Origin of the sequence: Vibrio sp. Vb1166, from assembly GCF_033338695.1 — a bacterium.
In the GTDB taxonomy this organism is placed as follows: domain Bacteria; phylum Pseudomonadota; class Gammaproteobacteria; order Enterobacterales; family Vibrionaceae; genus Vibrio; species Vibrio alginolyticus.
In genome coordinates, this window is record NZ_JAWOTE010000008.1 from 116,763 (window position 1) to 138,683 (window position 21,921).

A 21,921-nucleotide genomic window follows, 5' to 3' on the forward strand; every position below is an offset into this window, starting at 1 on the left:
AAAACGCGACTTGCTGTATGTGACTCGTTATCTAATTCAGTGATACAAACTAAGTACCCATATGACTGAAGCAGTCTCTACTTAGATAACGATATAGAAATTGAATTCTCATCTATAAGGACTAGCTGACTATGTACGCGCTAAGTAACTGTAAAATTTATACCGGTAGTGATGTTCTTACCGATCATGCGGTCATCATCGAAAACGATCTTATTCAATCTATTGTGCCGGTTTCTGAGCTACCTCAAAGCATCGAACTAAAAGACCTTGCAGGCGCTAATCTAAGTCCAGGCTTTATCGATCTGCAGTTGAACGGTTGTGGCGGTGTAATGCTAAACGATGCAATTACCCCTGAAACCATGCAAATCATGCACCAGGCAAACCTCAAATCTGGCTGTACTAGCTTCCTGCCAACACTCATTACGTCATCTGATGAAGATATGCGAACTGCAATTGCCGCAGCTCGTGAGTACCACAACAAGTATCAAAATCAATCGCTTGGTTTACACCTCGAAGGTCCTTACCTTAACGTCGCGAAAAAAGGCATCCATAACGTAGATTTTATTCGCCCATCAGACGAAAGCATGATCGACCTTATCTGCACAAACGCCGATATCGTAGCGAAAGTAACACTAGCACCTGAGCATAACGACCCAGAGCATATTGCGCGATTAAAGGCTGCTGGCATCGTAGTTTCAATTGGCCACACAAATGCAACCTACGCCGAAGCACGTAAAAGCTTTGAAGCAGGCATTACTTTTGCTACACACCTCTTTAATGCAATGACACCAATGGTTGGTCGTGAACCAGGAGTTGTTGGTGCAATTTACGATACTCCTGACGTATATGCTGGCATTATTGCTGATGGTTTTCACGTCGACTACGCAAACATCCGAATTGCTCATAAAATCAAAGGTGAAAAGCTTGTTTTGGTGACGGATGCCACAGCTCCAGCAGGTGCTAACATTGATCACTTTATTTTTGTCGGTAAGAAAGTATATTACCGAGATGGTAAGTGTGTTGATGAAAATGGCACGCTAGGCGGCTCAGCTTTGACAATGATTGAAGCAGTTCAGAATTCAGTTGAGCACGCGGGGATCGCTTTAGACGAAGCTCTACGAATGGCCACGTTATACCCAGCAACAGCAATTGGTGTTGAGGATCGCCTTGGCCGAGTTCGAAAAGGGATGGTTGCAAACCTGACTATTTTCGATCGTGACTTTAAAGTAAAAGCGACGGTTGTTAACGGACAATACGAGCAAAATTAAGCATGAATGGCGGACAGATTGGTAATGTAGATTTAGTAAAACAGCTTAACAGCGCTGCGGTATATAGGCTGATTGATCAGCAAGGTCCTATCTCCCGTATTCAAGTCGCGGACGTGAGTCAGCTCGCGCCTGCTAGTGTTACCAAAATAACCCGCCAACTTTTAGAGCGCGGCCTTATTAAGGAGGTCGCCCAACAAGCTTCAACTGGTGGTCGTCGTGCGATCTCTTTGACTACTGAAGTCAAACCTTTTCATTCGATTGCCGTTCGCTTAGGTCGAGATTACGTACAGTTCAGTTTATACGATTTAGGTGGCACCGCGCTTGCAGAAGATCAGCATGAATTGCACTACACTAACCAAGCAGACTTAATCGCAGGGCTTATCGATTTATTAAAAGATTTCGTAAGCCGTTGCGAAGACAAAATTGATCAACTCATCGCTATCGGCATCACTTTACCCGGCCTTGTTAACCCAACAACTGGCGTGGTCGAATACATGCCTAATACCGATATCGATAATCTTGCTCTCGGTGAAATTGTTGGAGAGAAGTTTAATACAGCATGCTTTGTTGGCAACGACGTACGTGGCATGGCGTTGGCTGAGCACTACTTTGGAGCAAGCCAAGACTGCCAGGATTCTATTTTGGTTAGCGTCCACCGCGGTACTGGCGCAGGTATTATCGTTAACGGCCAGGTTTTTCTTGGTTTTAACCGCAACGTCGGTGAAATTGGTCATATCCAAATTGACCCGCTTGGTGAGCAATGCCAATGTGGAAACTTTGGCTGTTTAGAAACCGTAGCTGCAAACCCAGCGATTATTCAACGAGTGAAGCAACTGATTACTCAAGGATACGAATCAAGCTTAACCGACCTTGAAAACATCACAATTGAAGCGGTATGTCAGCACGCAATGAATGGTGATGAACTTGCGAAACAGAGTTTAGTGCGAGTGGGCAACCAGCTAGGTAAAGCGATTGCGATTACGGTTAACTTATTTAATCCACAGAAAATTGTAATTGCTGGCGATATTACTGCAGCACAAGATATTGTTTTCCCTGCAATTCAACGCAACGTAGAGAATCAATCTCTTAAAACTTTCCATAACGACCTCCCTATCGTGGCTTCTCACATTGATAAGCAGCCAACGATGGGCGCATTTGCGATGATTAAACGCGCTATGCTAAACGGAGTTTTGTTACAAAAGTTACTGGAAGACTAAGTTTATACAACCAATTGAGTTACAATCTCGGGCTGTGTTTTCACAGCCCGTTTTTGTATATCAGGAATACAGCTCAACAGTATGGAAATTATTCTAATTACAGCCGCTTTTTTAGCTGGTTTTATTGCGCTTAAATGCAGCCTCCCTCCCCTCGTTGGTTTTCTACTAGCTGGATTTGGCTTGCATGCATTTGGTTACCAAAGCAATGACGTTATTGTCACTCTCGCAGATCTTGGTGTTACTCTTCTTCTGTTTACTATTGGACTCAAACTCGATGTAAAAACCCTGCTGTCCAAAGAAATATGGGGAGGGGCAACCGCCCACAACATACTCTCTACCGCTTTTTTTGCCCTAGCGTTATCCGGCTTAAAACTACTGGGCTTGACTTCGCTAGCCAGTATGGACGGCAGCCAAATCCTGCTTTTAGCTTTTGCACTATCGTTCTCTAGTACCGTTTTTGCCGTAAAAGCATTGCAAGAAAAAGGCGAAATGAACGCGACCTACGGCACACTCGCGATCGGTATCTTGGTTATGCAAGATATTTTTGCCGTAGTATTCCTGACTGCTTCAACCGGAAAAGTCCCAGAATGGTATGCCATCGGTTTGTTCGCACTGCCTTTCCTTCGTTCCCTATTCTATAAGCTGCTCGATAAAGTTGGCCACGGCGAAATGCTGGTGCTATTCGGTATTTTCTTCGCGCTTGTTGTCGGTGCTGGGCTATTCGAGTTGGTCGGGATGAAACCAGACTTGGGCGCGCTAATTTTAGGCATGCTACTCGCAGGTCACCCAAAAGCCTCAGAACTATCCAAGTCATTATTCAATATGAAGGAGCTCTTTTTAGTCTGCTTCTTTTTGAACATTGGTTTATCCGCCTCATTGAGCGTGAATGGCGTCGTTCTCGCCCTGCTATTTATCTTACTGCTACCAATCAAAGGACTCTTGTACTTCGTCACTATTAATCATTTTAAGTTTCGAGTACGTACCTCTTTGCTCGCCTCTTTATCACTATTTAACTACAGTGAGTTTGGTCTTATTGTTGCTGGGTTGGCCTATAAAATGGGCTGGATGCCAAGTGATATGCTTGCTGCGATTGCGGTTGCGGTGTCGGTATCCTTTGTAATTTCCGCGCCACTTAACCGCCTTAGCCATAAAATTTATCAACATTCAGGTAAGTGGCTGCAAGAGACAGCGGTAGAAAAGCTCAATCAACGCGACCAACTCATCAACCCAGGTCATGCCCAAGTATTGATCTTAGGTATGGGGCGTATTGGAACGGGCGCTTATGATGAGCTACGTTCACGCTATGGCAAAATTTCATTGGGTATAGAAATTCGTGAAGACGCTGCACATCATCATCGTTCAGAAGGAAGAAATGTGATTTCTGGTGATGCCACCGACCCGGATTTCTGGGAGCGAATTTTAGATACAGGTCATGTAAAACTGGTTCTGCTTGCAATGCCACATCATCAAGGTAACCAAACAGCACTTGAACAGCTTAAACGCAGAAAATATAAGGGGCAAATTGCCGCTATCGCCGAATACCCAGATCAATTGGAAGGCTTACTTGAAAATGGCGTTGACGCAGCATTCAATATATATAGTGAAGCTGGTAGCGGTTTTGCTCGACACGTCTGTAAACAACTTCAGCCTAAATTCACACCAATTAAATAAGCAACAGCACTGATATTTTTTGAAAGGCTTTCTATTGATAGAAAGCCTTTTTTGTATAGTTTTTATACCAAACCTTGATCTCATTCACCAAAACAACGGTTGAGTTAAATATTTTCCATACAACAAGGCCTTTTATCATTTTTTTAATCACAAAACGTTGCTTTTTTTATTAGTAATGGCAAATTTAAACCATACCGATTAGAAATTGTTTAGTTTAGTAAGGATGTAGTATGTGTTCAGTATTTGGCATTTTAGACATTAAAAGCGATGCAGCCGCATTGCGCCCTATCGCATTAGAGATGTCGAAAAAACTTCGTCACCGTGGCCCAGACTGGTCTGGGATTTACTCTTCAGAGCGTGCTATTTTAGCGCACGAGCGCTTGGCGATTGTTGGTCTAAATAGTGGTGCACAGCCGCTATACAGCCCTGATAAGAAGCTCATCCTTGCCGTCAATGGTGAAATCTACAACCATAAAGAAATTCGTGCTCGTTACGAAGGAAAGTACGAATTTCAAACCGATTCAGACTGTGAAGTCATTCTTGCACTTTACCAAGATATGGGTGCAGATCTCCTTGAAGAACTAAACGGTATTTTCGCTTTTGTGCTCTACGACGAAGAAAAAGATGAGTATTTAGTCGGCCGTGACCATATTGGTATTATCCCTCTTTATCAAGGTCACGATGAGCATGGTAACTACTATGTGGCATCAGAGATGAAGGCTCTTGTTCCAGTATGTAAAACAGTAAGTGAATTCCCTCCTGGTAGCTACTACAGCTCTAAAGATACTCAGCCAACACGTTACTATGTTCGTGACTGGAACGAGTACGCAGCAGTACAAGGTAACAGCACTAGCAAAGAAGAATTGACGGAAGCGCTAGAAGCGGCTGTTAAACGCCAACTAATGACTGACGTGCCTTACGGTGTGCTTCTTTCAGGTGGTCTAGATTCTTCTATTACATCTGCGGTAGCAAAACGCTTTGCAGCGATGCGTATTGAAGATGATGAAAAGTCTGAAGCTTGGTGGCCTCAACTGCACTCTTTTGCTGTTGGCCTAGAAGGCGCGCCTGACCTGAAAGCAGCTCGCGAAGTTGCCGACCAAATTGGTACCGTTCACCACGAAATGACGTACACGATTCAAGAAGGTTTGGACGCGATTCGTGACGTGATTTACCACATTGAAACGTATGACGTGACGACTATCCGCGCATCAACACCTATGTTCTTAATGGGTCGTAAGATCAAAGCGATGGGTATCAAGATGGTATTGTCTGGTGAGGGCGCTGACGAAATCTTTGGTGGCTACCTTTACTTCCACAAGGCGCCAAACGCGAAAGAGTTCCACGAGGAGACAGTGCGTAAACTGCTTGCTCTGAACATGTTCGACTGTGCTCGTGCTAACAAGTCGCTGGCAGCATGGGGAGTTGAAGGACGCGTACCTTTCCTAGATAAAGAGTTCATAGATGTAGCAATGCGCTTGAACCCAGCAGACAAGATGTGTGGCAACGGTAAAATGGAGAAACACATCCTTCGTGAGTGCTTCGAGCACTACCTGCCAGAATCGATCGCATGGCGTCAAAAAGAGCAGTTCTCTGATGGCGTTGGCTACAGCTGGATCGATACGCTGAAAGAAGTAGCAGAACAGAAAGTGACAGACCAGCAGATGGAAACAGCTCAATATCGATTCCCATACAATACGCCAACGACAAAAGAAGGCTACGTGTACCGTGAAATCTTTGAAGAGTTATTCCCACTTCCATCAGCAGCAGAGTGTGTACCAGGAGGCCCTTCAGTAGCGTGTTCTTCAGCGAAGGCGATTGAATGGGATGAATCGTTCCAAAACTGTGTTGACCCATCAGGTCGTGCAGTACAGACCGTTCACAACGACTCATACTAATTCTCTACGATAAAGATAAGGGTTGGTTCGTCCAACCCTTTTAAAACAGACAAAAAATTAGATACGATCAAAAAGAGGTGCTTTTGCACCTCTTTTTATGTTTGATGGAATTAGGCTATTTTAAATCTAAATCACTATTGTCTATGCTGACAGGCACACGCTTGGTAATCATCTGAACTAGCATAATTGAGCGTTTCTCACCATCTTGTTCTTGGAAGATGGCATCTATGCCCGCAAATTGACCGCTTTTAACTCTAATTTGATCGCCTGGTTTTGGCATACATTCAGAAACGGTATTGTCATTACAACACTTTTCTAGCTGCATCAATTCGAAGACCAAGTCACCTTGAACTTCTTTCGGTTGAGCACCAAAACGCACAAAGTCAACAACACCTCGAGTAGAGCGGACTGAGGTGAAGTTTGGCCCTTGCTCATAATCAAAGTAAGCGAATACGTAACAAGGAAACAGCGGTTCCTCGACTTTTTGTCTTTTACCGCGCAAAATCTTCTCAACTTCTACAGTTGGATAAAAGCACTCTACACCTTGATTTTCAAGGTGTTGTTTCGCCCTAACCTGCTCCCCACGTTTACAATAAAGTAGATACCAACGTTTCATCTTTTTACTAGCCAATTCTATTTTGTTTTTATCCTAGCATTAAGCCAAAGTTGAGTCATTGATATTCAGTTTATCTATAAAAGTATGATTATACATCGCTCGCATTAACGACATTTTTCAGCAACTTACGATAAAGAAGTCCATAGGCAAAAATGGAAATTAAGTTTGTAACACAACCAATACACCATCATATAATCTGCAAATCCAATCAAAAACAGCCACTTAACAAACAAAAATAGTTGAATGGCAAAATTTTATTATTTGTCACTCGTTGAATTGCATTGTATACGTAGAAGTCGTTAAAAAATGTAATAACTATTATTAGAAGAGCTTATGTCAAACCAACATCAATATTTTGGTCATCCACGTGGCCTGTTCTTATTGTTCGGTACAGAACTGTGGGAACGCTTTTCTTACTACGCAATGCGTGCCATTCTCGTGCTTTACCTTACTGATACAACAATGAATGGCGGCCTTGGCTGGTCAACCAAAGACGCATTAGACCTATACGGCATATACACAGGGCTTGTGTATATCACGCCTCTTATCGGTGGTTACCTAGCAGATAACTATTTAGGTCAACGTCGCTCAATTTTGCTTGGTGGCGCGTTAATGGCCATCGGCCAGTTTACTCTTGCACTTCCTGCTGATGCTTTAGGTATTGGTTCGCTACACAGTTTCTATTTAGGTCTTGGCCTACTTATCACTGGTAACGGTCTCTTTAAGCCAAATATCTCAACCATGGTTGGCGACCTTTATCAAGAAGGTGACAACCGTCGTGACGGCGCATTCACTATCTTTTATATGGGTATCAACTTAGGTGCATTACTTGCCGGCGTCGTTTCTGGCTCTGTGACAACCTCTTACGGTTGGAAAGCTGGCTTTGTTGCCGCTGGTGTGGGTATGCTGGTTAGCCTAGTGATGCAAATGGTACTGGCTCAATCATGGCTTGGTGATATTGGTCGCGAACCAGCGGCGAAACGAGATCTAAACAACAAAAACGCCACCACGAAGCAGCCACTCACCAAAGAAGAAGTGAATCGACTAAAAGTAATTCTGGTCATGAGCTTATTCACTATTGTCTTCTGGGCAGGCTTTGAACAAGCTGGTGGTCTGATGAACATCTACACTCAACAATATACTGATCGCATGATTGGTGGTTTCGAAGTTCCTGCTGCGTGGTTCCAATCACTAAACCCATTTTTCATTATTACTCTAGCGCCAGTTCTGGCTGTCCTTTGGGTAAAATTGGGTAAACGTGAACCCACTTCGCCAGTGAAATTTGCAATGGCACTATTTTTCTTAGCGATTGGTTTCCTTTGTATGGTTGGCGCAGTGCTAGAACAAGGTGGAGATACAACAGTAAAAACATCGATGTTATGGTTGGTCGGCGCTTTCTTCTTCCACACATTAGGCGAGCTGTGTTTATCTCCAATTGGTCTTTCATTGGTGACTAAATTAGCACCGCTTCGCTTAGCTTCACTTATGATGGGTGCATGGTTTGGCTGTAATGCGATTGCTAACTATGTTGCGGGCTATGTGGGTTCTCACGTAGGCGAGTTAGGCGCTATGGCTATCTTTAGTGGTATTGCGGTCAGCGCAACCGTAAGTGGCGTAATTTTGCTCCTATTCTCTAATACACTCGTTCGCTGGATGCATGGCGCTGAAAATACGCACAGTACGGCAGAGCAAGTAGAAGAGCAGCAAGTACAAGTTGCTTGATCGCTCAACTAAACGTAGAAAGGGTCGCTATTGCGACCCTTTTTTGTATCTAAAGTTTAGATTGAACTAACTCAACCATCATCTCGATATGAAGTTCACTATCGTTCAAACAAGGGATGTAGGTAAAGTTTTCGCCACCAGCTTCAAGGAAAATCTCTTTACACTCTTCCGAGATCTCTTCCAACGTCTCTAAACAATCTGACGAAAATGCAGGGGTCACAACATTAATATTTTTCACACCCTTTGCAGGAAGTGCCTCTAGGGTCTTATCGGTATAAGGTTGAAGCCACTCTTCTCTCCCAAATCGGGACTGATACGTCATGCCAATTTGTTGGTCGCTTAAACCTAACGCTTCCCCAAGCAAGCGAGTCGTCTCTTCACAATGCTGTGGGTAAACATCACCATTGTCAGCATAGCGTTTTGGAATACCATGATAAGAACACAGCAGGTAATCTCCCTGACCATTCTTTTGCCAATGTTCACGAACTGAATGCGCTAACGCTTCAATATATTTCGGGTGATTGTAATAATCACGAATAAAGCTAAAGCCTGGCATCACCGGCAGGTTTTTAAATGCTTTAGTGATTCCGTCAGAAACCGCTGCCGTTGTTGTGCCCGAGTATTGCGGATACAAAGGTAAAACAATGACTTCATCAACGCCTTGCGCCAATAGGGCTTCAAAGCCTGATTGCAAACTTGGGCTACCATACGTCATACCAAGCTCTACAGGTATATCAAGCTTTTGTGCTAACTTTTCCGTTTGGCGTTTAGAGTACACCATCAACGGCGAGCCCTCTTCCATCCATACTGATTGATAGAGTTTGGCAACTTTAGGAGCTCGGATAGGAAGGATAACGCCGTGCAATAGTGGACACCAAAGCCATCGAGTCATGTCTACCACTCGGTGATCATGAAGAAACTGACTTAAAAAGCGCTTTACGGCAGGAGCGGTTGGTGCGTCAGGAGTTCCCAGGTTAACTAGGAGTACACCCTGTTTATTATTCTCTTTCATAACATCCTATTCATGGTAAACGGCTTGGTTCATATATTTAAGTAACCTCGAAGTAACGAATAGCCGAGCTGAAGTTAATTAGATATATGTTTACGAGTAAACTAAAAAAAGCGACCACTTGGGCCGCTTTCAATATATCAAAATATTAAATTTTTGACTTCAGCAAATTAAGATAGTGCTTTCTCGATATCCGCACTAACTTCAGCTACTTGCTTAGTACCATCAAACTTAAGGTACTTAGTCTTGCCTGCTTCAGCTTCTTTGCCGTAGTAGTTGATTAGCGGCGCAGTTTGCTCGTGGTAAACACCTAGACGAGCACGTACTGTTTCTTCTTTGTCGTCATCACGAACAACAAGATCTTCACCAGTTACATCATCTTTACCTTCCACTTTAGGCGGGTTGTAAACCACGTGGTAAGTACGACCAGAAGGAAGGTGAGCACGACGACCAGCCATACGCTCAACAATTACATCGTCTGCAACGTCAAATTCGATAACGTAGTCTACGTCTACGCCCATTTCTTTTAGGCCGTCAGCTTGAGGGATAGTACGTGGGAAACCATCTAGTAGGAAACCGTTTGCACAGTCTTCTTGAGCGATGCGCTCTTTGATAAGACCAAGGATGATTTCATCAGAAACTAGCTGACCAGCGTCAATAACAGCTTTAGCTTGTTTACCAAGCTCTGTACCTGCTTTGATAGCAGCACGAAGCATATCACCAGTAGAGATTTGTGGAATACCGTATTTTTCCATGATGAAGTTTGCTTGTGTGCCTTTACCTGCACCTGGAGCACCTAGAAGAATGATGCGCATGATTTATCCTCTTTAATATTTAAGATTTATACCGAAGCTCACAATAGCTGACCTCTTAGACATCAAACCTGAGAAGCACCTGCAACGATAAGTTTCGGTATAACGTATATAGGCGAGCAAAAATACACGCCTTATTACTCACATTCAAGTCGCAGATTCTATCACAGGTTCTCTGAGCAAAGAGTGTATTAAGACTAAAGAATGTTAACAGTACCCTCTTTCACGCCCTATTGATTATTAACTCAGCACTTGAGATGCAAAATTTTGCGACAACAAACAAAAAGCTCGCGAAATGCGAGCTTTTTGATTTGCAGAGGTTATTACACCTTAGTCAAAAGTTGATTAACGGCTCCTAAGAACTCTGTTGGATCCTCAATAGAGCCTCGCTCCGCTAGCATTGCCTGACCAAGCAGAACTTCAACCCAGCGACCAAACGCTTCTTCATCGGCTTCGTCAGCCATACGCTTAACCAATTTGTGCTCAGGGTTTAGCTCAAAGATGTATTTCACTTCCGGCACAGCTTGACCAGCTGCCGCAAGAAGCTTCGCCATTTGAGTACCCATTTCGTAATCGTCCGTTACCACAACAGCAGGCGTAGATGCGAGTTTGAAGGTGGTACGAACTTCTTTCACACGATCGCCTAGGTAAGACTTCGTGCGCTCTACAACCGACTTAAACTCTTCTTCGGTTTCTTTTTGCTTCTCTTTTTCTGCTTCATCTTCAAACTGACTTAGATCAAGCCCAGCTTTAGTGATTGACTGGAACTGTTTACCATCAAACTCAGTTAAGTAGTTCATCAGCCACTCATCAATGCGGTCGTACATCAAGATAACTTCAATGCCTTTCGCTTTGAACTGTTCTAAGTGAGGGCTGTTTTTCGCAGCTGCATAGCTGTCTGCCGTCAAGTAGTAGATCTTATCTTGACCTTCTTTCATGCGCTCAACGTAAGACGCCAAGCCCACAGTTTGCTCAGAAGAATCCACTTCAGTTGAAGCAAAGCGCAATAAACCTGCGACTTTCTCTTTGTTTGCAAAGTCCTCCGCAGGGCCCTCTTTCATCACAAGACCAAACTCTTTCCAGAATGATTGGTATTTCTCTTCGTCATTCTTGGCCATACGCTCGAGCATCGTTAGCACGCGCTTAGTACAAGCATTACGTAGAGACTGAGTCACTTTATTGTCTTGTAAGATCTCACGCGATACGTTTAGCGGTAAATCGTTTGAGTCTATTAAACCACGTACGAAGCGTAAGTATGACGGCATAAATTGCTCTGCATCGTCCATAATGAATACGCGCTGTACGTACAGTTTCAAGCCTGATTTGTGGTCGCGGTTCATCATATCCCAAGGTGCTTTCGATGGGATGTATAGTAAGCTCGTGTAGTCGTTTTTACCTTCTACACGGTTATGACTCCAGACCAATGGATCGGCAAAGTCATGTGATACGTGCTTGTAGAACTCTTGATACTCTTCTTCTGAAATATCAGATTTGTTACGCGTCCACAGTGCTTGGGCTTTGTTGATTTGCTCCCACTTTTTCTCATCTGTTTCCTTGCCTTCGTCATCACGAACGACAGTTTGGATTGAAACAGGAATGCCGATGTGATCAGAGTACTTACTGATAACGTCACGTAGACGCCACTCATTCAAAAACTCTTTACCCTCTTCACGCATATGAAGAATGATGTCGGTACCACGTGACTCTTTGGTAATGTTTTCGATGGTGTACTCACCTTCACCCGCTGAGTGCCATTGTACCGCTTCATCAGCGGCTAGACCCGCAGCGCGAGTGCGCACGGTAACGGCGTCAGCAACGATAAATGCCGAGTAGAAACCAACACCAAACTGACCAATAAGCTGAGAGTCTTTGCTCTGCTCTTCAGATAGCTTTGAGAAAAACTCGGCTGTTCCAGATTTTGCGATTGTTCCTAAGTGCTCAATCACATCATCACGGCTCATACCGATACCGTTATCAGAAATGGTTAAGGTATTTGCGCTTTCATCAAACGACAGTTTCACGCAAAGGTCTGCATTACCTTCGTATAGATCTGGGTTAGATAACGCCTGAAAGCGCAGTTTGTCTGATGCATCTGATGCGTTAGAGATCAGCTCGCGCAAAAAGATCTCTTTATTTGAATAAAGAGAATGGATCATTAAATGCAGTAGTTGTTTTACTTCTGATTGAAAACCACGAGTTTCTTTATTTTGAGATACGGTTTCGCTCATGTGTGCTCCATAACATCTAAACTAATTGGCTTTTTCATAGGGACAAGTTTGTGACTTTCCCCTTGAAATCACCTTACCGAGATGTCATTTAACATGTGGCTGACAAATGTAAATTCAAGGTCAATATTGCTAAAAACGGTGTTTTTTTAGAAAATTTTAATTATCCTACCCGTCTAAAAGCATCTAAAATGTCGTGCGCACTCCAAGCGCCCCGGTAATTTTGTGACATAAATCACCATAATTACAACATCATCCATCTAAGAAGAACTAAATGACTAACATTGGCACCAAATTTCTACTTGCTCAAAGGTTCACCTTTGATCCAAATAGTAATTCGCTCGCTGACCAACAAAACGGCAACGACGTTGTACGATTAGGAAGCAACGAAAGCCGTATACTTCTGATGTTGGCAGAGAGACCAAACGAAGTTTTAACCCGTAACGAGCTTCACGAGTTTGTTTGGCGTGAGCAAGGTTTTGAGGTGGATGACTCAAGCCTGACTCAAGCGATTTCTACTCTGCGTAAGATGTTGAAGGATTCAACAAAATCTCCAGAGTTTGTTAAAACGGTACCTAAACGTGGCTACCAACTCATTTGTTCAGTGGAACGCTTGAGCCCATTTTCTACTGACTCTAACACTGACGTTGAAGAAACCGCTTCTGAACACGAAGCGCCAGCAGTGGAGTTAGAAGCGAGCGATACACCACCAACAGAGATAGTGACCGATACTACTGCTGATCTTGAGCCTCAAGTAGAGCCGACTAAAACTCAGCCGAAGCCAGCATCTAACACGATTAACTGGCTACCGCGTGTCATTATCTTTTTGTCTCTGCTGCTTCCTGTTTGCGTATTGTTATTCACGAACCCTGCGGAATCCCAATTCCGTCAGATTGGTGAGTATCAAAATGTACCAGTGATGACACCTGTAAATCACCCTCAAATCAACAACTGGTTGCCTTCAATAGAGCAATGCATTGAGCGCTACGTGAAGCACCATGCAGAAGACTCGTTGCCAGTGGAAGTGATTGCCACTGGTGGACAAAATAACCAGCTGATTCTGAACTATATTCATGACAGTAACCACTCTTACGAGAACGTAACACTGCGTATTTTCGCAGGTCAAAACGATCCAACAGACATCTGCAAATAAAGGAGGCCAATATGAAGATTAAATTAGCATCTGCGGTTTTGGCCGTATCCGTTCTTTTCAGCAGTTGGTTGTATTGGGGAAGTGACCTAAAAGTGGAGCAGCTCCTCACAGCAAACGAATGGCAGTCGACCATGGTGACAGTCATTACAGACAGCTTGCCTGACGATACTGTCGGCCCACTACGCCGAGTTAATGTTGAATCAAACGTGAAATATCTCCCTAATGGTGACTATATTCGCGTAGCAAATATAAAACTATTTGCTCAAGGTTCAACCGCAGAATCAACGATAAATATCTCGGAAAAAGGCCGCTGGGAAGTAAGTGACAACTATTTGTTGGTCTCGCCTTCGGAGTTTAAAGATATTTCATCTTCTCAATCAAAAGACTTTTCCGAAGCACAGCTACGTTTGATTACTCAAATTTTTAAGCTAGATGCGGAGCAAAGTCGTCGTATTGACGTCGTGAACGAAAAAACACTATTGCTCACTAGCTTGAACCACGGTTCTTCGGTACTGTTTAAAAACTAATTTTGATTGGATGATAAGGGGGCAAGACGCCCCCTTTGTTTTGCTTATGGATTGGCTAGATACCACTACTCTCTTTTTCGGTTCACTAATCGCCAACACGCTGGCTTCACTTTCCGGTGGCGGAGCAGGCTTGCTTCAATTCCCTTTACTCATCTTTCTCGGCTTACCGTTCTCCGTTGCGCTAGGCACACATAAAGTGGCTTCGGTCGCTTTAGGCTTAGGCGCAGCAAGCACGCATTTAAGATCAGGCACTATTAAATGGAAAGTCGCGCTCTACCTTATCTTGTCCGGCAGTATTGGCGTGATTTTAGGGGCTAACTTAATTGTACAGATCCCTGATGGTATCGCGGAAAAGATGCTCGGCACGATGATCCTAGCGCTGGGTATCTACTCGCGATTTAAGACATCGCTAGGCCAAGCTGAAGTAATACGCAACCGTCATCCTATTGGTTGGGTTATTGGTGGAATTGGCTTGCTGTTCATCGGCATCATTAACGGATCTCTTACCGCAGGTTCTGGTTTGCTCGTGACACTATTTTTGGTGCGCTGGTTTGGTTACGACTACAAACAAGCCGTTGCTTACACCATGATTTGTGTCGGCCTGTTTTGGAATGGCATTGGAGGCATTGCCGTCGTACAGGCAGGGGCGCCTATTCACTGGGCTTGGTTACCTGTTTTATTGTTAAGCTCTTTTCTAGGCGGCAGTTTAGGCGCATGGGCCGCGACTCGATACAGTAACAGAGTGATTAAAGTTGCATTCGAAATTCTCACGTTTGCGGTGGGCATCAAGTTGCTGGTTTAAAAAGATTAAAAGGAAAGTTTCATGGATAAAGCAATCATTGATATTTATTACTGCCGCCAGTGCAACTGGATGTTGCGTTCAACTTGGCTATCGCAAGAATTACTGCATACTTTTAGTGAAGAAATAGAAACAATCAGCTTACACCCAGACACAGGTGGTCGCTTCGAAATTTTCTGTAATGGCCAGCAAATTTGGGAACGGAAAAAAGACAGCGGCTTTCCTGAAGCCAAGGTGCTAAAACAGCGCGTTAGAGACATTATCGACCCAGAACGCGATTTAGGACATTCAGACACAAAATAGGGAGCAATTCGCTCCCTATTTTTTTACTTAGTAAAACCGTTAAATCATGGTTTGTGCTAATACTTCGCCTTCTGGCGTTTTTACCGTTAGCTTATTGTCTTCTAGAGTACCAAAGCTTCTCGGTAAGCCATTACGTGGGAATGTCATCGAGCCTGGGTTGAATATAATGGCTCCATCTTGCATCTCTGCGACGGGAACATGTGTATGCCCGTGGGCGATGATATCACCTTCGCGCAGTGGCGGCCGTTTTTCAGAGTTGTACAAGTGACCATGAGTCAAAAAGATTCTCTTGCCAGATTCAAGTAGCACCCATGAGTAATCCATCATCATTGGAAACTTCAATAGCATTTGGTCCACTTCACTATCACAGTTGCCACGTACAGAAATAATTTGATCACTGTATTGGTTCAATAAGTCTGCTACCTGTGGAGGGTTGTAGCCTTCCGGAATAGGGTTTCGCGGCCCATGGTTTAGCGTATCTCCTAGCAAAATCAGGTGGTGCGCACCAGAGGCCAGAAATAGCTCAATGGTTTCTTTAGTTGCTGGCAAAGAGCCATGCAGGTCTGAGGCAAAAAATAGTTTCACGACATTGTCTCCTCAAAAAGTATGAGGTCATTCTACGGCATTTTTTTAGCAGCTCAACCTACGACGGTTTGAATACTACTGATAGCGCAATGATTCAATGACCATAGGCAAAACATAGAACCATGCTGCATACGCTGTTCCAACCAACACCAGTATCCAAAACACCATCGACATAAATTTTGATTTGGCTAGATGGTGCAGCGGATCGGGCTCTCCGCATCCTGGACATGCATGAGCGCGTTTTGAGATTTGTTTCTCACACACGGGGCAAGAGACTAAAGGCATGATACAGATTCCTCGACATTAGGCTTAGGGCGCAAAGAATAATGGTGAATTAACACATATGCAACCTAACATATATTAAATATTTTAGTTCTTTGTAACAGTCGCTGACTTGAGAAAAAATTCGTTGATTTTTCATTTATATCAACCGATTATACTTCTTCTCGCACCATACCATTGATGACAATATTGTTATAACTCACCATCCCAATGACCTCGCCACTTTCAATGACCGGCGCTCTGCTTATGCCAAATCGCTCAAACAAACGGGCACAATATTTTACGTTCATATCTGGTTCGACACACAAAGCGGGCTTGGTCATGATTTCATAAATATTTGTGCGCTGAGGAGAACGATTATTCGCCAGCACCTTTTTGGCGATATCATTCATCAACACGATGCCATATTCATCATTATCATCTCGCTTTTTCACCACCAGCGCTTTGACTTGGTATTTTTTCGCTAGCGTTATGCCTTCGTATACGGTCATCAGTCCATCAACCATTACATACGTTGCCGCCATAACATCTCGAACTCTAATTATCGTTTGATCACTCATAATTCATCCTCGACTACTTTGGTCAATGTCTCGACTTGATGCGCGACACCGACTGCATCTTCAATATCGATCTGAATAGCAATCCCCTGTCCCGACTCTCTGTCAAATTCACCAACCTCATTAATGGTCTCTAATATGTGTCGAGATAGATGTTCCTCGACCACAAACAGCAGCACATCTTTTTGCACTTCTAGCGTTAAACCAAAAAACGTTCGCTTTTGATTTAAACCTTGCCCGCGAGCATTGTTAATCACTGTTGCACCGGTCGCACCAGCATCGCGTGCAGCGTCCAACACCTTGTCTGTTTTGCTGTCTTCCACAAACGCAAGTATCAATTTAAAGCGCATTTTCTTCTTCCTCCGAGACGTTTTTATTCAGCCACTGGGTTATTTGCGCATAGCCCATCACAGAGATCATAGGAAATAGACTGGCAAACGCGATCAAGCCAAAGCCATCAATCATTGGGTTTCTTCCAGGGACGGTCGAAGCAAGCCCTAACCCTAATGCAGTTACAAGTGGGACAGTGACGGTAGAAGTTGTTACGCCTCCAGAATCGTAGGCGAGTGGAACAATAAGCTTAGGAGCGTAAAACGTTTGAATCACAACGACGATGTAACCCGCGATGATGTAATAATGAATGGGATCGCCCACGACAATCCGGTAACTCCCTAATGCAATACCAATTGCCACCCCAAACGCAACGGCTACGCGCAAGCCGTTAATACTGATACTGCCTCCAGAGACTTGGTTTGCTTTTATCGCTACAGCGATTAAAGAAGGCTCTGCAATCGTGGTACTAAAGCCTATAAAAAAGGCGAAGGTGTAAACCCAATAATAGTCGACCCACATTAAGGCTTTCCCTACCGATACTTTGAACTCTTGTAAAAACTCCGGCGCCGTTAATTGCACAGCCATCGTCTCCCCAAGTGGAAACAACGCCATTTCTAATCCAAGTAAAAAAAGAGCTAACCCGAAAATCACATAAACGAACCCAAGCAAAACTTTCTTAAGGTTGCTAACAGGACGCCTTAACACCGCTAACTGAAAACCAAAAATAATGCTGGCGATGGGAACGACGTCTCGAACGGTCGATAACAAAGTGTCTAGGAAATGATCAATTGAAATCATGTTACGACCATTCCGTAAACCATCACAAACATCATCGGTAACAGCGAGGCAAAAGCGATTAAACCAAAGCCATCCACCATAGGGTTACGCCCTTTAATAGAAGACGCTAAACCGACACCCAGTGCAGTGACCAAAGGTACTGTTATGGTGGACGTGGTTACACCTCCGGAATCGTAAGCAACGCCAATAATGGCTTCAGGTGCAAACCACGTCAGTATTACAACGCCGACGTAGCCGCCGATGATCATGTAATGAATTGGCCACCCTTTTAAGATGCGCAGAACGCCAATAACGATAGCGATCCCCACAGAAAGTGCCACCGTTACTCGTAGCCCTTGTCCATAATCCTGCATGGATTGCTCTGAGTTTGTGATCATCCCTCCTTCTGCCGCAACTTCTGATGCTTCTTCTGCTACGGCCGTTAATGCAGGCTCGGCGATCGTGGTGCCAAAGCCTAGACAAAACGCAAAAACTAACAACCAGAATACGCTGCCTTTTTTTGCAAAGGCTTGAGCCATACTCTCTCCGATAGGAAAAAGACCAAGTTCTAGGCCAAAGATAAAAAAGGTTAATCCTAAAACGACAAGCAACAAGCCAAAAAGAATGGAGACCAGGTTGGGCAGCGGCTCTTGCAAAACGACTAATTGAAAAAAAGTGATAACAATGATGATGGGTAATAAGTCACGAGCACTATTGAGGAGCGCTCGAAAAAGCGCAACAAATGCTTCCATGCCTATCCTCCTTGATTATGCAAACTGATTACGCTCGTTCCAATGAGCGATAACTTTTAGTCTGGCATAGATTTCACTCTTCTACCGTGAATGCACTAGCGCCATCTATAACATTTAGTTACATATTTTCTAATATGTGAAGTTAATAGCCTCTCTGTCAGCTTGTCACTATCCCAGAAATAATGGTGTTGAGATGATCAAGCTAAGCACAAAACGACTATAATGTTCTAATACGTGTACATTCAAAGAGATAACATGAAGATATTACTCACAGGTGGCACTGGGTTTATTGGCTCGGAGTTGCTCAAGCTGCTATCAACTCACCAGGTTATGCTACTTACACGCTCTCCAGAGCGAGCAAAACAACGCCTACAGCATGCTGATCTGGGTAATATCGAATACCTTGACTCGCTCGAGTCGTTCGCCGATCTCAATCACGTTGATGCCGTCATTAATCTTGCAGGTGAGCCTATTGCGGATAAAAGGTGGACCAGCGAGCAAAAAGAAAAAATCTGCAAAAGTCGTTGGAAAATTACCGAGCAAATTGTTGAGCTGATCCACGCAAGTACCGAACCTCCCTCTGTTTTTATTAGTGGCTCGGCAGTTGGCTACTATGGTGATCAACAAGACCATCCGTTTGATGAGTGCTTACATGTTAATAGCGACGACTTTCCTCACGAGGTTTGTGCAAAGTGGGAGCAAATAGCCAAGCGCGCAGAGTCGGAACAAACACGGGTTTGTCTACTGAGAACTGGCGTGGTACTCGGCCTTAATGGTGGTGCGTTGGCAAAAATGCTATTACCTTACAAGCTTGGCGTAGGCGGCCCACTTGGGAACGGTAATCAGTACATGCCTTGGATTCACATCCTAGATATGGTCCGCGCCATCATGTACTTGCTTGAAACACCACATGCCCACGGTGCATTCAATATGTGCGCCCCCCATCCTGTGACTAATCGTATATTCAGCGGCACACTAGCTAAAACGCTAAAACGTCCGCATATCTTGTTCACGCCTAAATGGGCGATGGAACTCCTAATGGGAGAATCTTCCTGCTTATTGTTTGATAGCATGAGAGCCAAACCCAAAAAACTCACCGAACTGGGCTTTAAATTTAGCTACTCCAGAATAGAGCCAGCACTCAAGCACTTGCTTCATGACCGGAGCTGATGAATGATGGCTCTAATCAAGGTTTCTGAGTCTTAAATTAAATTATGAAAAAGTCGATTCTTATTACGGGTTGTTCAACCGGCATCGGTTACGTGTGCGCTCACGCCCTACAAAACAAGGGATTTAATGTCATTGCATCTTGTAGGAAAGAACAAGATGTCCAGCGCCTAATTAATGAAGGGCTAACCTGCATCAATCTAGACCTAAATAGCCCAGAAAGCATTTCTTCGGGCGTGAAGCAAGCGCTAGAGTTAGCAGAAGGTAAGCTTTACGCAGTGTTCAATAATGGTGCCTATGGTCAGCCCGGAGCACTGGAAGACTTACCCACCGAGGCTCTTCAAGATCAATTTCAGACCAACTTTTTTGGTTGGCACCAGTTGGTCAGAGAGGTGCTTCCTCATATGCGCCAGCAAGGCGAAGGACGCATCATACAAAACAGCTCTGTTCTTGGTTTTGCCGCAATGAAATACCGTGGTGCCTATAATGCATCAAAATTTGCCTTAGAAGGCTGGACAGATACGCTCAGGCTAGAGCTTGCGGATACGAATATCAAAGTGGCATTGATAGAACCAGGGCCGATCGAAACTCAATTTAGAAACAATGCATTACGAGCCTTTGAGAAGTGGGTTGATATTGAATCTAGCCCCCATCGTCATGCTTATGAAGGACAAAGAGAGCGACTCAACAACGACAAGTCTAATAATCGATTTGTTTTACCTGCAGAGTCTTGCATCGCACCAGTTCTTCATGCATTAACTAGCGTTTCACCGAAAATTCGTTATCGAATTACTACTCCGACTAAATTATTCGCAGTCTTGAAAAGACTATTACCAACCCGTGCACTTGATAAAATTTTGCGACAGGCTGCATAAAAAAGTTTTGTCGAAATGTAATTTCATCGTAACAATGTGATGTCATTATGAACATGTAGGTTAAAAAAACCTCAACTAAACGAATCAATTTCTACGCAATTCAGCGGGGATTCTTTCGCCCAAAGTGATTGAGTTGCTTAGATTTGGTATCGCCACCCATTACGTTTTGTAGCAATGTTTATACTACTGCGAGGCAACAATGACATTAAATCAGCTTAACTGGCTTAGTGTGGGTGTAGTGTTGACCATGTTCATCCTATTTTGATACCGCACTAACAAATAGCATTAGAATTGCGCTGCTTCGGCAGCGTTTTCTTTTTATCTAACACCTGAGCAGCAATAACCTCACTCTGTTACCTCACGTTTTCTCAAAATAGAATGATTCATTATTGATGGTGAATGTCGCTTGAATTTCACCTAAATCAACTCCATATCTAATATCAACGACAAGACACAAGGCAAGGATACTCTGATGCAATCCCCATTTATCGTTGAGATAACAGAACAGAACTTTCGCGAAACGCTTGAAGGTTCAATGAACACGCCCGTTTTGATCCACTTTTGGGCCAACGCTCAGCCAGAAAGCGCACAGATACTCCCTGAGTTGCAATCTCTTGCTCAACAGTACAACGGTGCATTTACGCTTGCTCTACTAAATTGTGAAGATCAGCCCGCTTTAGCGTCTCAATTTGGCGTGCAAGTATTGCCAACTATCGCGCTGTTTATAAATGGTCAAGCCGTCGATGGTCTGGGAGGCCCCCAGCCAATTGATGCCATTGCTACCATGCTACAAAAGCATTTGCCAAGCCCAGATGAACAACTATTAAAACAAGTCAGTGAACTTCTTCAGCAAGGTGAGCATGCTCAGGCTTTGAGCATCATCCACACTTTGCCGCCAGAGCTGCAAGAGCGTGGTGATGTGAAACTCGCGATGGCTGATTGTTTGCTAGAAACCAAACAATTTGATATTGCCCAAGAACTACTGAACGCTATCCCTCTCGAGTATCAAGATAACTACTACAAGAGCCTAATAGCCAAGCTCGAGCTGCATTTGCAGGCTGCAGATAGCCCTGAGTTACAGCGACTAGAACAAGCATACGCAGCAGACATGGCAAACTTCGAACTCGCTTGTGAATTGGCGGTACAATACAACCAAGTTGGTCGGGATGAAGAAGCGTTGGAACTGCTGTGGAATATTCTTAAAAAAGACTTGGGCGCCCAAGACGGTGACGTGAAGAAGACTTTTATGGATATTCTCAGTGCACTAGGTCAAGGTAACGCATTAGCAAGCAAATATCGTCGCCAGCTTTACTCAATTTTGTACTAAGCGCCGCATTCTTCTAAGAATAAGACAACAAAGGCCGGGATTTCCGGCC

General features: G+C 43.9%; 22 protein-coding genes. 12 read left to right on the forward strand and 10 right to left on the reverse strand.

Annotated features, from left to right (window positions below; genetic code table 11):
• Window positions 1-131: 131 nt before the first annotated feature.
• From nagA to asnB, 4 genes are all read left to right on the forward strand, one after another.
• Complete coding sequence (gene nagA / locus R7E51_RS10920) at window positions 132-1,268, forward strand: N-acetylglucosamine-6-phosphate deacetylase (RefSeq protein ID WP_025766987.1); 1,137 nt, start codon at window positions 132-134, stop codon at window positions 1,266-1,268.
• A 2-nt stretch (window positions 1,269-1,270) separates the two neighbouring features.
• Entirely contained in the window at window positions 1,271-2,485 is a 1,215-nt protein-coding gene (gene nagC / locus R7E51_RS10925; RefSeq protein WP_005382105.1) for a DNA-binding transcriptional regulator NagC, read from the forward strand.
• An 81-nt stretch (window positions 2,486-2,566) separates the two neighbouring features.
• Window positions 2,567-4,156: a cation:proton antiporter family protein gene (locus tag R7E51_RS10930; RefSeq protein WP_203346040.1), complete on the forward strand. Its 1,590-nt coding sequence runs from the start codon at window positions 2,567-2,569 to the stop codon at window positions 4,154-4,156.
• 230 nt (window positions 4,157-4,386) lie between these two features.
• Window positions 4,387-6,051 (forward strand): asparagine synthase B, encoded by a 1,665-nt coding sequence (asnB, locus tag R7E51_RS10935; protein WP_005382100.1) that lies wholly within the window; start codon window positions 4,387-4,389, stop codon window positions 6,049-6,051.
• A gap of 115 nt (window positions 6,052-6,166) precedes the next feature.
• Here asnB and rfaH read toward each other — a convergent pair whose 3' ends face one another.
• Window positions 6,167-6,667: a transcription/translation regulatory transformer protein RfaH gene (gene rfaH, locus R7E51_RS10940; protein WP_005382098.1), complete on the reverse strand. Its 501-nt coding sequence runs from the start codon at window positions 6,665-6,667 to the stop codon at window positions 6,167-6,169.
• 333 nt (window positions 6,668-7,000) lie between these two features.
• Here rfaH and R7E51_RS10945 point away from each other — a divergent pair, with 333 nt between their 5' ends.
• Window positions 7,001-8,389: a peptide MFS transporter gene (locus R7E51_RS10945; protein WP_005382097.1), complete on the forward strand. Its 1,389-nt coding sequence runs from the start codon at window positions 7,001-7,003 to the stop codon at window positions 8,387-8,389.
• Between the two features lie 49 nt (window positions 8,390-8,438).
• Here R7E51_RS10945 and hemH read toward each other — a convergent pair whose 3' ends face one another.
• From hemH to htpG, 3 genes are all read right to left on the reverse strand, one after another.
• Window positions 8,439-9,401 (reverse strand): ferrochelatase, encoded by a 963-nt coding sequence (gene hemH / locus R7E51_RS10950; RefSeq protein WP_158157318.1) that lies wholly within the window; start codon window positions 9,399-9,401, stop codon window positions 8,439-8,441.
• Window positions 9,402-9,568: 167 nt separating this feature from the next.
• Entirely contained in the window at window positions 9,569-10,213 is a 645-nt protein-coding gene (gene adk / locus R7E51_RS10955; RefSeq protein WP_005382094.1) for an adenylate kinase, read from the reverse strand.
• 320 nt (window positions 10,214-10,533) lie between these two features.
• Window positions 10,534-12,438: a molecular chaperone HtpG gene (gene htpG / locus R7E51_RS10960; protein WP_053303298.1), complete on the reverse strand. Its 1,905-nt coding sequence runs from the start codon at window positions 12,436-12,438 to the stop codon at window positions 10,534-10,536.
• 271 nt (window positions 12,439-12,709) lie between these two features.
• Between htpG and R7E51_RS10965 the strand changes: the two genes are divergently transcribed.
• The 4 genes from R7E51_RS10965 to R7E51_RS10980 are packed head-to-tail and all read left to right on the forward strand — an operon-like array spanning window position 12,710 to window position 15,217.
• Window positions 12,710-13,588, forward strand: coding sequence for a transcriptional regulator (locus R7E51_RS10965; protein ID WP_017819958.1), 879 nt, complete (start codon window positions 12,710-12,712; stop codon window positions 13,586-13,588).
• A gap of 11 nt (window positions 13,589-13,599) precedes the next feature.
• Window positions 13,600-14,115 (forward strand): transmembrane regulator ToxS, encoded by a 516-nt coding sequence (gene toxS / locus R7E51_RS10970; RefSeq protein ID WP_005382091.1) that lies wholly within the window; start codon window positions 13,600-13,602, stop codon window positions 14,113-14,115.
• Between the two features lie 46 nt (window positions 14,116-14,161).
• The gene (locus tag R7E51_RS10975; protein ID WP_053307523.1) at window positions 14,162-14,917 is read left to right on the forward strand and encodes a sulfite exporter TauE/SafE family protein; all 756 of its coding nucleotides are present in this window, start codon (window positions 14,162-14,164) and stop codon (window positions 14,915-14,917) included.
• A gap of 21 nt (window positions 14,918-14,938) precedes the next feature.
• The gene (locus tag R7E51_RS10980) at window positions 14,939-15,217 is read left to right on the forward strand and encodes a SelT/SelW/SelH family protein (protein WP_005382088.1); all 279 of its coding nucleotides are present in this window, start codon (window positions 14,939-14,941) and stop codon (window positions 15,215-15,217) included.
• Between the two features lie 39 nt (window positions 15,218-15,256).
• On the opposite strand, the gene yfcE is transcribed toward R7E51_RS10980, so the two are convergent.
• The 6 genes from yfcE to R7E51_RS11010 all read right to left on the reverse strand — a co-directional run bounded on the left by yfcE (window position 15,257) and on the right by R7E51_RS11010 (window position 18,503).
• Window positions 15,257-15,802, reverse strand: a complete 546-nt coding sequence (gene yfcE, locus R7E51_RS10985) for a phosphodiesterase (protein WP_017634822.1) — start codon at window positions 15,800-15,802, stop codon at window positions 15,257-15,259.
• 75 nt (window positions 15,803-15,877) lie between these two features.
• Window positions 15,878-16,087 carry a hypothetical protein gene (locus R7E51_RS10990; protein ID WP_005382086.1) on the reverse strand — a complete coding sequence of 70 codons (210 nt, stop codon included), beginning with the start codon at window positions 16,085-16,087 and terminating at the stop codon, window positions 15,878-15,880.
• A gap of 149 nt (window positions 16,088-16,236) precedes the next feature.
• Window positions 16,237-16,644 (reverse strand): CBS domain-containing protein, encoded by a 408-nt coding sequence (locus R7E51_RS10995; RefSeq protein WP_005382085.1) that lies wholly within the window; start codon window positions 16,642-16,644, stop codon window positions 16,237-16,239.
• Window positions 16,641-16,991, reverse strand: coding sequence for a P-II family nitrogen regulator (locus R7E51_RS11000; protein ID WP_005382084.1), 351 nt, complete (start codon window positions 16,989-16,991; stop codon window positions 16,641-16,643). Before R7E51_RS11000 ends, R7E51_RS10995 begins: the two co-directional genes overlap by 4 nt.
• Window positions 16,981-17,772: a DUF1538 domain-containing protein gene (locus R7E51_RS11005; RefSeq protein ID WP_005382078.1), complete on the reverse strand. Its 792-nt coding sequence runs from the start codon at window positions 17,770-17,772 to the stop codon at window positions 16,981-16,983. Before R7E51_RS11005 ends, R7E51_RS11000 begins: the two co-directional genes overlap by 11 nt.
• A complete protein-coding gene (locus R7E51_RS11010) occupies window positions 17,769-18,503 on the reverse strand; it encodes a DUF1538 domain-containing protein (RefSeq protein ID WP_017634823.1) in 735 nt (244 codons plus the stop codon). The genes R7E51_RS11005 and R7E51_RS11010 overlap by 4 nt, the downstream gene beginning before the upstream one ends.
• Before the next feature lie 255 nt (window positions 18,504-18,758).
• Here R7E51_RS11010 and R7E51_RS11015 point away from each other — a divergent pair, with 255 nt between their 5' ends.
• From R7E51_RS11015 to R7E51_RS11025, 3 genes are all read left to right on the forward strand, one after another.
• Window positions 18,759-19,673, forward strand: a complete 915-nt coding sequence (locus R7E51_RS11015) for a TIGR01777 family oxidoreductase (protein WP_005382076.1) — start codon at window positions 18,759-18,761, stop codon at window positions 19,671-19,673.
• 44 nt (window positions 19,674-19,717) lie between these two features.
• Complete coding sequence (locus R7E51_RS11020; protein WP_017634824.1) at window positions 19,718-20,545, forward strand: SDR family oxidoreductase; 828 nt, start codon at window positions 19,718-19,720, stop codon at window positions 20,543-20,545.
• 472 nt (window positions 20,546-21,017) lie between these two features.
• Window positions 21,018-21,872 (forward strand): co-chaperone YbbN, encoded by an 855-nt coding sequence (locus tag R7E51_RS11025; RefSeq protein ID WP_005388628.1) that lies wholly within the window; start codon window positions 21,018-21,020, stop codon window positions 21,870-21,872.
• Window positions 21,873-21,921: the final 49 nt, after the last annotated feature.

Excerpts from the sequence above, each read along its gene's own strand:
- nagA (WP_025766987.1), top strand. The coding sequence starts at position 132 with ATGTACGCGCTAAGTAACTGTAAAATTTATACCGGTAGTGATGTTCTT.
- R7E51_RS10975 (WP_053307523.1), top strand. The coding sequence starts at position 14,162 with ATGGATTGGCTAGATACCACTACTCTCTTTTTCGGTTCACTAATCGCC.
- R7E51_RS11005 (WP_005382078.1), bottom strand. The coding sequence starts at position 17,772 with ATGATTTCAATTGATCATTTCCTAGACACTTTGTTATCGACCGTTCGA.
- R7E51_RS10965 (WP_017819958.1), top strand. The coding sequence starts at position 12,710 with ATGACTAACATTGGCACCAAATTTCTACTTGCTCAAAGGTTCACCTTT.
- R7E51_RS10990 (WP_005382086.1), bottom strand. The coding sequence starts at position 16,087 with ATGCCTTTAGTCTCTTGCCCCGTGTGTGAGAAACAAATCTCAAAACGC.
- toxS (WP_005382091.1), top strand. The coding sequence starts at position 13,600 with ATGAAGATTAAATTAGCATCTGCGGTTTTGGCCGTATCCGTTCTTTTC.
- R7E51_RS10995 (WP_005382085.1), bottom strand. The coding sequence starts at position 16,644 with ATGAGTGATCAAACGATAATTAGAGTTCGAGATGTTATGGCGGCAACG.
- adk (WP_005382094.1), bottom strand. The coding sequence starts at position 10,213 with ATGCGCATCATTCTTCTAGGTGCTCCAGGTGCAGGTAAAGGCACACAA.
- R7E51_RS11020 (WP_017634824.1), top strand. The coding sequence starts at position 19,718 with ATGAAAAAGTCGATTCTTATTACGGGTTGTTCAACCGGCATCGGTTAC.
- R7E51_RS11025 (WP_005388628.1), top strand. The coding sequence starts at position 21,018 with ATGCAATCCCCATTTATCGTTGAGATAACAGAACAGAACTTTCGCGAA.
- R7E51_RS11010 (WP_017634823.1), bottom strand. The coding sequence starts at position 18,503 with ATGGAAGCATTTGTTGCGCTTTTTCGAGCGCTCCTCAATAGTGCTCGT.
- R7E51_RS10930 (WP_203346040.1), top strand. The coding sequence starts at position 2,567 with ATGGAAATTATTCTAATTACAGCCGCTTTTTTAGCTGGTTTTATTGCG.
- R7E51_RS10945 (WP_005382097.1), top strand. The coding sequence starts at position 7,001 with ATGTCAAACCAACATCAATATTTTGGTCATCCACGTGGCCTGTTCTTA.
- R7E51_RS11015 (WP_005382076.1), top strand. The coding sequence starts at position 18,759 with ATGAAGATATTACTCACAGGTGGCACTGGGTTTATTGGCTCGGAGTTG.
- R7E51_RS11000 (WP_005382084.1), bottom strand. The coding sequence starts at position 16,991 with ATGCGCTTTAAATTGATACTTGCGTTTGTGGAAGACAGCAAAACAGAC.
- nagC (WP_005382105.1), top strand. The coding sequence starts at position 1,271 with ATGAATGGCGGACAGATTGGTAATGTAGATTTAGTAAAACAGCTTAAC.
- R7E51_RS10980 (WP_005382088.1), top strand. The coding sequence starts at position 14,939 with ATGGATAAAGCAATCATTGATATTTATTACTGCCGCCAGTGCAACTGG.
- asnB (WP_005382100.1), top strand. The coding sequence starts at position 4,387 with ATGTGTTCAGTATTTGGCATTTTAGACATTAAAAGCGATGCAGCCGCA.
- hemH (WP_158157318.1), bottom strand. The coding sequence starts at position 9,401 with ATGAAAGAGAATAATAAACAGGGTGTACTCCTAGTTAACCTGGGAACT.
- htpG (WP_053303298.1), bottom strand. The coding sequence starts at position 12,438 with ATGAGCGAAACCGTATCTCAAAATAAAGAAACTCGTGGTTTTCAATCA.
- rfaH (WP_005382098.1), bottom strand. The coding sequence starts at position 6,667 with ATGAAACGTTGGTATCTACTTTATTGTAAACGTGGGGAGCAGGTTAGG.